This window comes from Microbacterium sp. H6, from assembly GCF_003314775.1.
GTDB classification, from domain to species: Bacteria; Actinomycetota; Actinomycetes; order Actinomycetales; family Microbacteriaceae; genus Microbacterium; species Microbacterium oxydans.
This window is the reverse complement of record NZ_QOAY01000168.1, coordinates 1-14,351: the sequence shown is the minus strand read 5'-3', so window position 1 is coordinate 14,351 and position 14,351 is coordinate 1. Positions and strand designations below refer to the sequence as shown.

Here is a 14,351-nt window from a genome sequence, read left to right as displayed (position 1 = left end):
GGATCAGCTCGGCGACGCCGTCGAGCACGGTCGGGGCGATGATCCCCCCACCGCCGACCAGGATCACCGGGACGGGGGCGGCATTCGGCTTCATCCGGTCGATCGAGTCCTCCAGGATCGCCCGCATCGCGCTCCAGGCCGCCGCTCCTACCGTTGCGGGGACGACGGGCGCGTCGATGCCGTCGATCGCAGCCCCGCCGACCGCCAAGGCGACGTCAGTCGCCGTGAGCGTGGAGCCACCGAAGGCGAGTCCCTCCTGCGGGAGCCGATAGCCGACGCTGTCCGGACCGACTGTGGCACCCGCCGGGGTCTCACGGATGATCGTGCCGCCGCCGAGGCCGACCGAGAGCACATCCGGCATGCGGAAGTTCGTGCGGATGCCGCCGATCTCGACCGCGTGCGCCGACTGGCGGGGGAACCCGTCGACGAGAACGCCGATGTCGGTCGTCGTACCGCCGATGTCCACCACGAGGGCGTCGGTGGCACCCGAGAGGTGCGCGGCTCCGCGGATGGAGTTCGTGGGCCCGCAGCCGATGGTGAGCACGGGGAACTCGAGCGCGTACTCGAGCTGCATGAGAGTGCCGTCGTTCTGGCCGAAGTACGGCGTGGCAGGGATGCCCCGGTCCCGCAGAGCCGCGACGAAGCCCGCGGCCATCTGCCGGAGCGTCTGCATCAGCGCGGCATTCAGCACGGTCGCGTTCTCGCGCTCGAGCAACCCGAGCGAGCCGATCCGTGCCGACCGCGAGACCGGGACGCCGAGCTCCTCGACCACGACCGTGGCGACGCGTTCCTCCTGGCTCTCATCGATGGGGGAGAACACGCCGACGACGGCGACCGCGTCGACCTCGCCGCGCATCTTCCGACAGGCTGCGCGCACCGCCTCCTCGTCGACAGGGGAGAGCACGCGGCCGTCGACCTCGAATCCGCCGGCCAGCAGGTGGACGTGCTCGCCGATCGCCGCCCGCAGATCGTCCGGCCACCCCTCCAGGGGAGGGACAGCCGTGGTGGCCGGTGCCCCGAGGCGGAGGATGCCGACGCGGCCGAGACCGCGCCGTTCGACGATCGCGTTGGTGCAGTGCGTCGTCCCGAGCATCGCATGGCCGATGAGCGCGGCGTCGACACCCGAGGCCGCCAGCACGGCGTCGATCGCAGCAGCCACGCCATCGCCCGTATCGGCCGTCGTCGGACGCTTGACCGAGGCCACCACCTCTAGACGCTCGTCGAGGATCACGGCGTCGGTGTTCGTGCCACCGACGTCGATGCCGATGCGATACCTGCCGGCCATCACGCGACCTCCCCGTCCGTCGTGCGCGCAGCGGACCGCTGTGCGATGTCCTCCACCGGAACCCACTGCACGTCGTAGCCGAAGTGAGCGGGTCCCGCTGTCTCCAGACCGATCGGCGTGCGCCACTTCTCGTGACTGGGGATCGCGATGACCGCGACCCGGGCGCCGTAGCGCAGGGACTCGGTCGTGATCGGCATGCCCGTGGCCAGGTCGAGCACCGCGATCAGGTCGGGAGTGACGGCAGCCAGCACACCGTCCCTCCGTCCGAGCAGCATCTCGTTCTGGAAGTCGAGCCGGAACGCGCTCCCCCGGTCGTCGCCGACACCGACGAGCTCAGCCGCACCGCGGGTGAAGCCGCCGTCGACGGCGCGCTGCAGGTCGGCGACCTTCCCGTCGAACAGCCGCACGGCGTCGAGGTCGGCACACAGGGCGTCGATGCGCTCGTCGTCGCGCAGCTCCCTGCCGGCCGTATCCCGTCCGCGCAGGATACGACCGATGCGCTGGGCCAGCCCGAGCGTGCCAGGGATCGCGCACTCGCGCACCACGTCGCCGCCGTACGCGTAGTCGATCATGGTCGCCCCTCCGCCCATCTCGACGGTGACGGACCGCGCGATGCGCTCCGACCATGCACCGTCGACAGGACGGCTGACCACTTCGTTGCCGTGATGGTCGACGAGCACTGTCGTCCCGGGTCCATAGCCGGCCAGGTGGAAGGTGACCATCTGCGCCTCGGGGAAGGCACGACCCATGGCGTCGCCGTCGACCACCGGCAGCCCGGCGAGGGCGGCCGCGGCGATCGGGATCATCGAGTTGCCTCCGCCGACCTCGATGGGCATCACGGCCGTGGGCGTGCGACCGACCGCGCGTTCGATGGCGTCCAGCGCCGCCCTGAGCTCGGACTCGGCCTGGATGCGCTCCACGCTCACCGATGGCGCGCCGATGCCTCCGATCGGGATGACGAAGTCGTCGTCGGTCAGCTCATCGACCGCGAGCAGTCGTACGGGTCCGTGCAGGCGGATCAACCGCTTGGCCATGAGCGATCCCACGTGCGGGTCTCCTCCGCCACCGGTGCCGAGCACGGCGGCACCGAGCGCGATCTCGTCGATGTCGGCCTCGGTGATCATGGGCGTCGTGACGACAGCGCTCATGCGATCACCTCGTCCGGGGCCGGAGCCGGCGCATCGGGAGCGACGCGGCGGCGAAGCGGAAGCAGCACGAGGTACGCGACGAAGCCGACGAGCAGTCCGTCGAGGGCCGAGATCGACGTGAGGGTGAACCATCCGAAGCCGGGTCCGTCCGCCGGGTTCGTGGTCGCGACCGCCACGAAGATGCCGACCACCCAGGCGGCGATCGACCAGCCGTCGACCATCGGCACGGTGGCGCCATGGGCCCAGCGCACCGTCTTGCGGCCCGTGAAGAACGATGCCAGGTACACGCCGCCGTAGGGGGCGATGATGGTGCCGATGACGAGGATGAACTGCACGAAGTAGTCGGCGGCCCCGATCACGCCGACGACGATGCCGATCACGCCGAGCACGACGGTCACGGTGCGTCGGCTCAGCCGCTCGCTGATCGACGCGAACGAGAGACCCGCCGAGTAGAGGTTGGTCGTGTTCGTTGTCCACTGCGCCAGGATCAGCACGATCACCGCGACGCCACCGAGGCCGAGCGCGAAGAAGATCGCCATCAGCTCGGTGCCGTCCATGATGCGGGCGAGCAGGATCGCGACGACCAGGATGATCGAGTTGCCGAAGAAGAAGCCGACGAAGCCGGCGATCATGGCCTGTCTCGGGGTCTTGGCCCAGCGCGCCATGTCGGGGGCGAGCACGACGCCCAGGATGAAGATGCCCATGACGAGCGAGACCGCACCGCCGAACGTGAACGTCGCCTCGACCGGAGCATCGAGCCCCGCCGCACCGTTCACGGTGAATGCGACGATGACGCCGACGATGAGGAGCAGGAGCAGCAACGGCACGGCGAGGGTGCTGAGGCGGTTGATCGAGCGGTAGCCCCAGAACGCGGTGATGGCCATCAGCACGCCGCCGATCGCCGTGAACACCTGCACGGGCACATCGATGCCGGTGAACTCGGCGAAGGCGATCTGCGCGTTGGCGCCGAAGAAGCCCGCCTGCACGGCGTACCAGCCGACGAGGCTGATGGCGATCGCCAGGGCGAGGATCGCACCACCGACCCGGCCGAACACGGCGCGCGAGATCATCGCGGTGGAGAGTCCGGTGGCTGCGCCGACGTACGCGCATGCCATCGCGAGCAGACCGAGCAGGAGCGAACCGAGCATCGTCGCGGCGATCGCCGGCCAGAAGGCCATTCCGGATGCGAGCGAGACGCCGAGGAACGCTCCGGAGAGGTCGATGCCGATCGCGATCCACACGGTGGCGATCGACAGCCAGCTCTTGCGCTGGTCCTGGGGCACGACGCCGTGCTCGTAGTCGGTGGTGGTCATCATCATTCCTTGGGATGTGGCCCTGCGAGTGCGTCGGCGGGGATTCGGGTTCCCGGAGTGCGGACGCCTCGCAGGGCGGGTCGGGGGTCGGTTCGCGGTGCGGCCGGGTGACGCGGTGCCGGAGGGAGCTCGTGGCTCCCTGCCGGCGATCGTCGAGGGTCACCGCATCTGTGCGGCAGGGTTCATCGGGAGAGGATCGTGGAGAGGTGTCGCCAGGCCTGGTCGAAGCGCTCGCGGTAGATCTCCGGCGTGTAATGGGTGAGTTGCAGGAACAGGCCGTCCATGACGACGAACACCAGCGCGGTGAAGCCGTCGGCATCGCCGGGGACGAAGGCCCCAGCCGAGACGCCGTCGTCGTAGGTCTCGCGCACTGCTGCAGCCAGGGTCGACTCCGAGTCGAGGAAGATCTGACGCAGCTGCTCGCCACCGGGCCCGTACTCGGAGACCGCGGCCCTGAGGCTGAACTCCGCGAGGTCGGGACGGTCGCGGTAGTACGCCTCGATCCCGCCCAGCAGGTGCTGCAGACGAGCGAGCGGCTCGAGGGTGCTGCTGCTGCGCACCAGCTCGTCGAAGAAGGCGGTGTGCTCGACCGAGACCGCGGCGTACACCTCCGCGTACAGCGCCTCCTTGCTCGGGAAGTGCGCGTAGAGCGAGGGGGTCTTGATCCCGACGGCCTCGGCGATCTCGCGCAGGCTCGTCTCCGCGTAGCCCTGGCGCGCGAAGATCGTGCGTGCTTCCGCGAGGATCGTTGCTCTGGTCATGTGAGTGCCTAACGACTATTAGTTAGGCAGAGCGTAACCCCGCACCTCCTGGTTCGCAAGACCGAGCCCGACATCCTCCGACATGGAGAAGGCCCGACGGCTGAGCCGTCGGGCCTTCTCTGCATCTGATCTCCGGTCAGGCTTCCACGTCGCCGCGCCATGAACCGGTCTCGACTCCGCGGCCCTCGATGAACTCCTTGAAGTTCTCGAGGTCCTTCTTCACGGCGTGTCCCCCCACGCCGACCAGCGAGCCCAGCTTCTCGAGCAGTCCCTCAGGTTCCCAGTCGAGCTGCACCGTGACCCGCGTCGAGGCGTCGGTGAGCGTGTGGAACGTCACCACGCCCGCGTGCTCGGTCTCGCCTCCCGTGCTCTTCCACGCGACACGCTCGTCCGGGTGCTGCTCGGTGATCTCGGCGTCGAACTCGCGAGTCGCGCCACCGACCTTCACCTTCCAGTGGGTGTGCGTGTCGTCGATCTGGGTGATCGATTCGACCTCGTCGAGGAACTTCGGGAAGCTCTCGAACTGCGTCCACTGGTTGTAGGCCGTGCGGACGGGAACGTCGACGTCGATGGTCTCGATGATCTGCACCATGGGATGCTCCTCACTGTTCGTCGTTCGTGTGATCCCATTCAGCCGCAGATCGCGGGGATCGGCGACGGGGTTGACATCCGCCGCCGGTTCCCCGACATTCCGGTCGACGCGCGATCGGCGACCCTCATCCGGCCCCGTAGCGGCGCTCCCCGACGCACCGACCGACACGACTAGCGTTGAGGTCATGCGCATTCCCGCCGCGATCCGTGCCTCACAGCGCTCTCCGCTGCTGCAGGTCGTGAAGTCGGCAGCCGCGACCATCGCCGCCTGGCTCATCGCCGGATGGGTTTTCCCGGCGCAACTGCCCGTCTTCGCCGCGATCGCCGCCCTCCTGGTCGTGCAGCCCAGTGTGAACCAGTCGCTGTCGAAGGCGCTCGAGCGCAGCATCGGGGTGATCGCGGGTGTCGTGATCGCCGTGGCGCTGGGTCTGCTGCTGGGGTCGCCGAGCTGGATCGTGCTGCTCGCGATCGTCGTCGCCATGCTGGTGGCCTGGATCTTCCGCGCGTCTCCAGGCACAGGGAACCAGGTCGCGATCTCCGCGATGCTGGTGCTGGCTCTGGGGTCCTCCAGCCCGGAGTACGCATTCGCCCGCATCGTGGAGACGCTGATCGGCGTGGTGATCGGCATCGTCGTGAACGCACTCATCGTGCCACCGGTGCTGGTCGCACCCGCCCGCCGGGATGTGGGCCTGCTGGGCCGCGAGCTCGCCGCGAGCCTCGACCGCCTGGCCGACGCGCTGCCCGAACCGCAGACGCCCGCGAGACTGCAGGAGCTGATGCTGGAGGTGCGACTGCTGCGTCCGATGAAGGAGGCGGCGGAAGCCGCGATCGCCGCGGGAGAGGAGTCGCTCACCCTGAACCCGCGGCGCTCGACCCACCGCGCCGACCTGCGCGAGCTGCGGGCACTGCTCGACCGGCTCTCCCCCATCGTCACGCAGACCATCGGCATGACCCGCGCGTACTTCGACCACTACGACGACACGATCGGCGAGGAGCCGGCGGTCACGGCGATCGCCGAGCAGCTGCGGCGAGCCGGCCACGACGTGCGTCTCGCCGTGCAGATCGCGGAGGCGCTTCCGGAGCCGGACGACATGACGTCGGCGATCCCCGCCCTCACCGCTCCCCTGGTGATCCGTCCGCCGTCATCACAGCACTGGATCCTGATCGGGTCGCTCATGGAAGACCTCCGTCGCATCCGCGGCGAGCTGGTCGACGAGGACTGAGCGGTCTTCGAATCGCGCAACGGGGTGGTATCCGGCGCCGGAATCGAACCATCCGCGCGATTCGAACCGGCCTACGCTGGGAAGATGAACACCGTCGAAGCGCTCGGGGAACTGGCCGCGCTGGATGACCCGAAGGTGCGCGCAGCCAACGAGAAGCGCGGGGACGACCACGGCATCAACCTCAGCCGACTGCGCGCCCTGGCGAAGCGCATCAAGACGGATCAGCACCTCGCCGAAGATCTGTGGGCCACGGGCGAGACACCTGCGCGGCTGCTCGCCCTCCTGATCTGTCGCCCCAGGGATTTCGGCGCCGACCAGCTCGACGCCATGCTGCGCGAGACCCGCGCCCCCAAGGTCAACGACTGGTTCGTCAACTACGTCGCCAAGAAGACTCCACTCGCCGAGGAGCTGCGACTGCGCTGGTTCGACGACCCCGACCCGACAGTGGCCGCCGCCGCGTGGTCGCTCACGACCGTGCGCGTGATGAAGGACGCGGAGGGGTTGGACCTTTCGCAGCTGCTCGATCTGATCGAGCGGGATCTGGCGACGGCGCCGTCACGCCTGCAATGGGCCATGAACGAGACCCTCGCCAACATCGGGATCTTCCACCCCGAGCATCGCGCCAGAGCGCGGGAGATCGGCGAGCGCCTGCAGGTGCTCGCCGACTACCCGACCGCGCCCGGCTGCACCTCACCGTTCGCCCCGCTCTGGATCGATGAGATCGTGCGCCGCCGCGAGGGCTGAGCCTCCCCGGGCGATCACTCCTCGCCAGGCGTGTCCGACCACCGTCGCGCAGCACAGTCGGTAACGTTATACACTTTATCCGTTCGTCTGCGCACTGGGGGTGGCCGCACGGTGCGGTCACCTGCGCGACGACGGAACTGGGGATGCCTCATCATGGCCACGCAAGATCAACTGAACGCACTCATCGCCGACATCGCGAACGACATCAACGGGTTCATCGGAGCCTCCGTGGTGGACGTCGAATCGGGTCTGCCGCTCGCGTCGAACTCGGTCCGGCCGGACTTCGACCTCGATGTCGCCAGCGCGTACAACAGCGAGATGGTGAAGAGCAAGCGGAAGACGATCGAAGCGCTCCGCCTCGAGGCCGCACTCGAGGACATGCTGCTGACGCTCGACACGCAGCTGCACCTGCTCAAGATGATCGACGACGACACGTTCATCTACCTCGCCGCCGACCGCCAGGCGACGAACATCGCCCTGCTCCGGTCCGCCGTCAACCGCCACGTGGTGGCGCTGAACGCTTGACCGGCTCCGAAGCCTCGACCGTCGACACCGCCGCAGAACCGGCGGCCACACGCGTGCGCCGACGACGTCGGAATCTGCCGACGAGGTTCCGCCTCGTCTTCGCCGGGCCGGTCGGTGCCGGGAAGACCACGGCGGTCCGCGCGTTGAGCGATGTCGTCACCGTGGATACCGATGTCCCGATCTCGGCCGGCTCAGCGGAGTACGGCGATACGGACAAGACGACGACCACGGTGGGGCTCGACTACGGCACGTGGAAGCCCACGGACGAGATTTCGGTCGCGCTCATCGGCGTTCCCGGCCAGGACCGCTTCGCCCATGCCCGGCAGAGCGTCTCCGCCTCCGACACCCGCATGCTGCTGTGGCTGCGTGCAGACCGCGGGAGCATCTCTGCGGACGCCGACGAGTGGCTCGCGCGTCTCACCGGCGACCACGAGCGGACGGTGATCGCGGTCACGCATGTGGCCGCCGAAGCCCTCGACGAGGTGCGCCGGACGCTCGGTGCGAGCCTCGAAAGGTATCGGATACCCCTCACTCGCGTGCTCGCCGCCGACGCGCGCGACCGCGAGAGCGTCATGCGGGTGGCGTGCGCGGCCCTCGACCTCCCGGGAGGAGAGTCATGAACGTCCCCATCCGAGCGGACGACCCCGCGTCGACCGGCGAGTCGGGGCCGACGCAGGACGGCGTGCTCATGCATCCGGATCTCGCGGCGAACTGGGCGCTCTGGTCGGGCGTCGTGAGCCAGGCCGCGCTCACCCGGCTGCGTCATCTCGAGGAGCGATTCCCCGAACTGACCACAGCCGTCCTCTCGACCGCCGACGGCCTGCACATCGCCTCCGTCGGCACCCTCGCCGAGACCGGAGACCGCCTGGCCGCCATGAACGGTTCGCTCTTCGCCGTCGCCAGGGCCGAGGCCGAGATCATCTCGCGCGGAACGGAGCCGAGCCTCTCCGCCGTCGTCTCGGTGTCGATCGGGCAGAGTCAGCTGTCGCTGCTCAGCTTCATCCTCGCCCCCTACGGCCAGCTGCTCCTCTCGGTCTCGGCGAAGGGCGTGCAGGTCGGGACCGTGATCGTGCAGGCCCGTTCGGCTGCATACGAGCTCATCACCGCACTGGGGCTCGCCGGCGCACCGGGGTGAGGCTGGCTACGCTGAGGCCATGAGCACGCACATCGCCGCAGAGCCCGGTCAGATCGCCCCCATCGTCTTGTTCCCCGGCGACCCGCTGCGGGCGAAGTGGATCGCCGAGACGTTCCTCGACGATGCAGAGCTGTACTCCGAGACGCGCGGGATGCTGGGTTTCACCGGCACCTGGGAGGGGCACCGCGTCTCGGTGCAGGGCTCGGGCATGGGCCAGCCGTCGATGGCTATCTATGCGAACGAGTTGTTCGACTCCTACGACGTGCAGACGATCGTGCGAGTCGGTTCGTGCGGCGCCCTGACCGAGCGGGTGAAGATCCGCGACATCATCATCGCGAACGGCGCCAGCACCGACTCCGGCATCAACCGCGTGCGCTTCCACGGACTCGACTACGCACCCGTGGCCGACTTCTCGCTGCTGCGTGCCGCTGTCGAGGCGAGTGAGGCCGAACCGCTCGAGTCGACGGTGCACGTGGGGCAGCTGTTCTCGAGCGACCAGTTCTACAGCACGCGCCCCGAACTCACGGAGCCGTTCGTGCAGCACGGCATCCTCGGTGTCGAGATGGAGGCCGCCGGGCTCTACACGCTCGCGGCGTACCACGGTCGGCGCGCCCTCGCCATCTGCACCGTCAGCGACCACATCATCACGGGCGAGGAGACCACCGCGCAGGAGCGCGAGCAGACCTTCGGCGACATGATCCGCATCGCGCTGCGCGCCGCGACCCGCTAGGGGGTGTCGCCGACCGCGTGCGGACGCGGCAGCGCCACCATCGCGCCGGTGTCGGTGAACTCCTGCTGGATCTCCTCGTCGTGCCGGTATGTGAGCAGGCTCACGACGACCGCCGCGAGCATCGCGAACACGAACGCGGGAAGAAGCTCGTAGAGCCCGGTGTCGAGCGCCTTCCAGATGAACACCGTCGCGGCTCCGACGAACATCCCCGCCAGCGCACCCCAGTTGGTGAGCTTGCGCCAGTAGAGGCTGAGCAGGATGACCGGCCCGAACGCGGCGCCGAATCCGGCCCAGGCGAACGAGACGAGGCCGAGGATCGTGTCGTTCGGGGTGATCGCCAGGACCGCTGCGACGATCGCGACGCCGAGCACCCCGAGCCGCCCCATCAGCATGAGCGTCTTCTGCGAGGGCGGCGTCCGGCGGAACACCCCGTACAGGTCCTCGACGAGCGCCGAGGAGCAGACGATGAGCTGACTGGAAATCGTGCTCATGATCGCGGCGAGTACCGCGGCGAGCACGAGGCCAGCGACGAACGGATGCAGCAGCGTCTGCGACATCAGCAGCACCACGGTCTCGGGGTTGGCGAGGTCGACGCCCGTCTTGGCGATGTAGGCGATGCCGACCAGGCCCGACAGCACCGCGCCGCCGAGGGAGACGATCATCCAGGAGATGCCGATGCGTCGAGCGCTCTTCGCCTCCTGCGGCGAGCGCAGTGCCATGAACCGCACGATGATGTGCGGCTGCCCGAAGTACCCGAGTCCCCACGCGAGGGAGGACACGATGGCGAGGATCGTGCCGCCGGTGAGCGCAGTGCCCGAGAGCAGGGACAGATGGTCGGGCGCGACCTCGTTGATCAGCTCGCCCGTCTCGGCCAGCCCTCCGATCGCCACGATCGCCGCGACCGGGATCACCACGAGGGCGACCACCATCATGAGCCCCTGCACGACGTCGGTCAGTGATGCACCGAGGAAGCCGCCGAACAGCGTGTATGCGAGGGTGACTCCCGTGACCAGCAGCATGCCGGTCAGATAGTCGCCGTTGAACGAGCTCTCGAAGAAGACGCCGCCGGCGACCATGCCCGACGAGATGTAGAGGGTGAAGAACACGAGGATGACGACACCCGAGACCACGCGGAGCAGTCGCGTCGTGTCGCGCAGCCGATTCTCGAAGAAGCTCGGCACCGTGATGGAGTTGCGCGACACCTGCGTGTAGGCACGAAGCCGAGGAGCCACGAGCAGCCAGTTCAGGTAGGCGCCGATGGTGAGGCCGATCGCGATCCACGCCTCGATGAGACCGGAGACGTAGATCGCACCGGGTAGCCCCATCACGAGCCAGCCGGACATGTCGGAGGCACCGGCGCTGAGCGCGGCCACCCACGGCGGGAGATTGCGTCCGCCGAGCATGTAGTCCTCGTGATCGCCGGTTCGCCGGAAGGCGATCCAGCCGATGAGCAGCATCGCTGCGAAGTACAGCGCGAGTGCGGCGAAGGTGAAGATCTGGTCGGGCATCGTCGTCCCCCCTGGGCGGTGCAACCTCCGGTTGTCGTCGTTCGATGATGTCAAGCGCGGCCTCGCGCACACCGAGGCGCCTCGGCGCGGCGTGACTTCGGCGCGGTCGGCAAGGTCTGACCTCGCGCCGCATCAGGCACTCATCGGCGGATGGGATGATCGAGGGATCATGACTACCCCTCCGCGGCTCGACCCCGCCCTCGTTCCGGACGCCGCGGACCCGGACGCCGTCTATCTGGCGTTCGTCGAATGGGCGGAATCGACGGGCATCAGTCTGTATCCCGCGCAGGACGAGGCGGTCATCGAGATCGTGTCCGGCAACAACCTGATCCTGTCGACGCCGACCGGCACCGGGAAGTCGCTGGTGGCGATCGGTGCGCACTTCAGCGCACTCGTGGCCGGGCGTCGCAGCTACTACACGGCACCGATCAAGGCGCTCGTGAGCGAGAAGTTCTTCTCCCTGGTCGACGTGTTCGGCGCCGAGAACGTGGGAATGGTCACGGGCGACTCCTCGGTGAACGCCGACGCCCCCATCATCTGCTGCACGGCGGAGATCCTCGCGAACCTCTCGCTGCGCCAGGGCACCGACGCCGACGTCGGGCAGGTCGTGATGGACGAGTTCCACTTCTACGCCGACCCCGACCGCGGATGGGCGTGGCAGGTGCCGTTGCTCGAGCTGCCGCAGGCGCAGTTCATCCTGATGTCGGCGACCCTCGGCGATGTGACCGAGCTCGCCGCCGACCTCACGCGGCGCACCGGCCGTGAGACGGCCACCGTGACGGGAGTGGAGCGCCCGGTCCCCCTGCACTTCTTCTACGAGACGACTCCGATCCACGAGACGATCGACGACCTGTTGAACACCGGGCAGGCGCCGATCTACGTCGTGCACTTCTCGCAGGCCGCAGCGATGGAACGCGCCCAGGCACTGTCGAGCACCAAGGTGGCCACCCGCGAGCAGCGCGACGAGATCGCCGCCCTGATCGCCGAGTTCCGGTTCACGACCGCGTTCGGGAAGACGCTCTCGCGGTTCCTGCGTGCGGGCATCGGCGTGCACCACGCTGGCATGCTGCCGAAGTACCGGCGCCTCGTCGAACAGCTGGCGCAGCGCGGTCTGCTGCGCGTGATCTGCGGCACCGACACTCTCGGCGTCGGGATCAATGTGCCGATCCGCACGGTGCTGCTCACCGCCCTCACGAAGTTCGACGGTACGCGGATGCGGCAGTTGAACGCCCGCGAGTTCCATCAGATCGCCGGCCGCGCTGGTCGTGCGGGATACGACACCGCCGGCACGGTGGTGGCCCAGGCTCCCGAGCACGAGAGCGAGAACGTCGCGGCGGTGAAGAAGGCCGGCGACGACCCGAAGAAGAAGCGCAAGATCGTGCGCAAGAAGGCACCCGACGGCTTCGTGTCGTGGGGCGAGCCCTCGTTCCGCAAGCTCATCGACGCCGTGCCGGAGACCCTGACCTCCCACATGCAGATCACGAGCGCCATGATGCTGAACGTGATCGCCCGCGGCGGCGACGTGTTCGCCAATATGCGCGCGCTGGTATACGACAACCACGAACCGCGGAAGCGTCAGCGCGAGCTCGCGCTCAGGGCCATCGGCATCTACCGCACGCTCCGGGAGTCGGGCATCGTCGAGAAGACGCCGGATGGCGACATCCGCCTCACGGTCGACCTGCAGCCGAACTTCGCACTCAACCAGCCGCTGTCGCCGTTCGCCCTCGCGGCCTTCGAACTGCTCGACCCCGATCCCGCCGCCGGCACGGGTACGGGCTCCTACGCGCTCGACATGATCTCGATCGTGGAGTCGACGCTCGACGATCCTCGCGCCGTGCTGAGCCAGCAGGAGTTCCTGGCACGCGGCGAGGCGGTCGCGGCCATGAAGTCGGAGGGCATCGAGTACGACGAGCGCATGGAGCTGCTCGAGCAGATCACGTACCCGAAGCCGCTCGACGAGCTGCTGACCGCGGCCTTCGAGACGTTCAGCGCCGCTCAGCCCTGGATCCGCGACTTCGAGCTGCACCCGAAGTCGGTCGTGCGCGACATGTACGAGCGGGCCATGTCGTTCGGGGAATATGTCGCCTACTACAAGATCGCGCGCTCCGAGGGCGTCGTGCTGCGCTACCTCTCCGACGCCTACCGCGCGGCCTCGCAGACCATCCCGGAGGAACTCAAGGACGAAGACCTCCGCGACCTCATCGAGTGGCTCGGAGAACTCGTCCGTCAGGTCGACTCCAGCCTGCTCGACGAATGGGAGGAGCTGATGGCCGGGGTGGACAACGGACGTTTCGATCCGCATCGACCGGACGAGCCGATCGTCCCTCCCGCACCCAAGCGCCTGACGAGCAACATCCGCGCCTTCCGCATCCTGGTGCGCAACGAACTGTTCCGCCGGGTGCAGCTCGCCGCGAGGGAAGACGTGAACGCGCTGGCCGAGCTCGATCCGGGGTTCGGCGCCGACGCGTGGTCGGACGCGCTCGACGGATACTTCGCCGACCACGACGAGATCCTCACCGGAGCGGATGCACGCAGCTCGAAGCTGCTGATCCTCACCGAGGGGCCGACCGTCTGGACGGCGCGCCAGATCTTCGACGACCCGGCCGGGGACCACGACTGGGGCATCTCCGCGACGATCGATCTCGCCGACTCCGACGAGGCGGGCGAGGCCGTTGTCACCGTCACCGGAGTGGACCGGCTGTAGGCGCAGGCCCGACCACTGCCCCCACCCTCTCCACACCGACGACCCTGCCGAACCTCGCCAGCGTCTCGCGTCGGTGGGAGGCGGCGATCACGGTCCCGTCGAACCGTGCGAGCACGTCGGAGATGATGCGCTCTGACTCGGCGTCCAGGCTCGCGGTGATCTCGTCGACGATGAGCACCCGCGGCGCACGACACAGTGCCCGTGCCAGGGCCAGCCGGGCGCGCTGACCTCCCGACAGCCGGGCACCGTGCTCACCGAGCTCATCATCGAGGGTGATCCAGTCATCGGCCCCCACCGCTGTGAGGGCTTCGAGCAGCTGCTCGTCGGTGCGGGGGGCCGCTCCGCGCACCAGGTTCTCTCGGACCGTGCCGTGGAAGAGACGGGCGTCCTGCTCCACCACTGCCACGACACGGCGCAGCTCGTCGTCGCGGATGCGGCCGAGCGGATAGGCGACGCCTGCCGCGTCGACGAGCGCGACGGTGCCGGCTGAGGGGTCCCACAGGCGGGCGGCGAGCGCGATGACCGTGCTCTTGCCCGCTCCGGACGGCCCGGCGAGACCGACGTGCTCCCCCGGATCGACGTCCATCGACCACCCTCCGAGCACGTCGGTCCTGTCGTCGTAGGAGAACGACACCTTTTCGAAGCGCACTCCGACGGGGCCATCGGCCAGTGCGATCGGGCGCT

Annotated in this window: 14 protein-coding genes; 7 read left to right on the top strand and 7 right to left on the bottom strand. The window is 68.6% G+C overall.

Going from position 1 to position 14,351, the window contains the following annotated elements; all coding sequences use genetic code 11:
• The 5 genes from DSP71_RS10800 to DSP71_RS10780 form a co-directional block, all read right to left on the bottom strand.
• Positions 1-1,285 (bottom strand): hydantoinase/oxoprolinase N-terminal domain-containing protein (locus DSP71_RS10800; RefSeq protein ID WP_147251293.1); only part of this gene is annotated, 1,285 nt, incomplete at its 3' end.
• Positions 1,285-2,433 carry a DUF917 domain-containing protein gene (locus tag DSP71_RS10795; protein ID WP_113681088.1) on the bottom strand — a complete coding sequence of 383 codons (1,149 nt, stop codon included), beginning with the start codon at positions 2,431-2,433 and terminating at the stop codon, positions 1,285-1,287. The genes DSP71_RS10800 and DSP71_RS10795, both read right to left, overlap by 1 nt.
• Positions 2,430-3,746, bottom strand: a complete 1,317-nt coding sequence (locus DSP71_RS10790) for a cytosine permease (protein ID WP_257022223.1) — start codon at positions 3,744-3,746, stop codon at positions 2,430-2,432. The genes DSP71_RS10795 and DSP71_RS10790 overlap by 4 nt, the downstream gene beginning before the upstream one ends.
• Positions 3,747-3,928: 182 nt before the next feature.
• Positions 3,929-4,507 carry a TetR/AcrR family transcriptional regulator gene (locus DSP71_RS22245; RefSeq protein WP_052748621.1) on the bottom strand — a complete coding sequence of 193 codons (579 nt, stop codon included), beginning with the start codon at positions 4,505-4,507 and terminating at the stop codon, positions 3,929-3,931.
• A 136-nt stretch (positions 4,508-4,643) separates the two neighbouring features.
• Positions 4,644-5,099, bottom strand: coding sequence for an SRPBCC family protein (locus DSP71_RS10780; protein WP_058632067.1), 456 nt, complete (start codon positions 5,097-5,099; stop codon positions 4,644-4,646).
• A gap of 184 nt (positions 5,100-5,283) precedes the next feature.
• On the opposite strand from DSP71_RS10780, the gene DSP71_RS10775 reads away from it, so the two are divergent.
• From DSP71_RS10775 to deoD, 6 genes are all read left to right on the top strand, one after another.
• The gene (locus tag DSP71_RS10775; RefSeq protein ID WP_046746884.1) at positions 5,284-6,321 is read left to right on the top strand and encodes an aromatic acid exporter family protein; all 1,038 of its coding nucleotides are present in this window, start codon (positions 5,284-5,286) and stop codon (positions 6,319-6,321) included.
• An 84-nt stretch (positions 6,322-6,405) separates the two neighbouring features.
• The gene (locus DSP71_RS10770) at positions 6,406-7,065 is read left to right on the top strand and encodes a DNA alkylation repair protein (RefSeq protein ID WP_113681090.1); all 660 of its coding nucleotides are present in this window, start codon (positions 6,406-6,408) and stop codon (positions 7,063-7,065) included.
• A 153-nt stretch (positions 7,066-7,218) separates the two neighbouring features.
• Positions 7,219-7,590: a hypothetical protein gene (locus DSP71_RS10765; protein WP_113681086.1), complete on the top strand. Its 372-nt coding sequence runs from the start codon at positions 7,219-7,221 to the stop codon at positions 7,588-7,590.
• Positions 7,587-8,210 carry an ATP/GTP-binding protein gene (locus DSP71_RS10760; protein ID WP_061018069.1) on the top strand — a complete coding sequence of 208 codons (624 nt, stop codon included), beginning with the start codon at positions 7,587-7,589 and terminating at the stop codon, positions 8,208-8,210. Before DSP71_RS10765 ends, DSP71_RS10760 begins: the two co-directional genes overlap by 4 nt.
• On the top strand, positions 8,207-8,725 hold the full coding sequence (locus DSP71_RS10755) for a hypothetical protein (RefSeq protein ID WP_058632026.1): 519 nt from the start codon (positions 8,207-8,209) through the stop codon (positions 8,723-8,725). Before DSP71_RS10760 ends, DSP71_RS10755 begins: the two co-directional genes overlap by 4 nt.
• Before the next feature lie 19 nt (positions 8,726-8,744).
• Positions 8,745-9,455, top strand: coding sequence for a purine-nucleoside phosphorylase (gene deoD / locus DSP71_RS10750; protein ID WP_061018067.1), 711 nt, complete (start codon positions 8,745-8,747; stop codon positions 9,453-9,455).
• Here the strand turns inward: deoD and putP are convergent.
• The gene (putP, locus tag DSP71_RS10745; protein WP_113681085.1) at positions 9,452-10,963 is read right to left on the bottom strand and encodes a sodium/proline symporter PutP; all 1,512 of its coding nucleotides are present in this window, start codon (positions 10,961-10,963) and stop codon (positions 9,452-9,454) included. The genes deoD and putP overlap by 4 nt on opposite strands.
• A gap of 169 nt (positions 10,964-11,132) precedes the next feature.
• On the opposite strand from putP, the gene DSP71_RS10740 reads away from it, so the two are divergent.
• Positions 11,133-13,667 carry an RNA helicase gene (locus DSP71_RS10740; protein WP_113681089.1) on the top strand — a complete coding sequence of 845 codons (2,535 nt, stop codon included), beginning with the start codon at positions 11,133-11,135 and terminating at the stop codon, positions 13,665-13,667.
• Here the strand turns inward: DSP71_RS10740 and DSP71_RS10735 are convergent.
• On the bottom strand, positions 13,645-14,351 hold a 707-nt coding region (locus tag DSP71_RS10735), incomplete at its 5' end, for an ABC transporter ATP-binding protein (protein WP_147251292.1). The two genes, DSP71_RS10740 and DSP71_RS10735, sit on opposite strands and share 23 nt — an antisense overlap.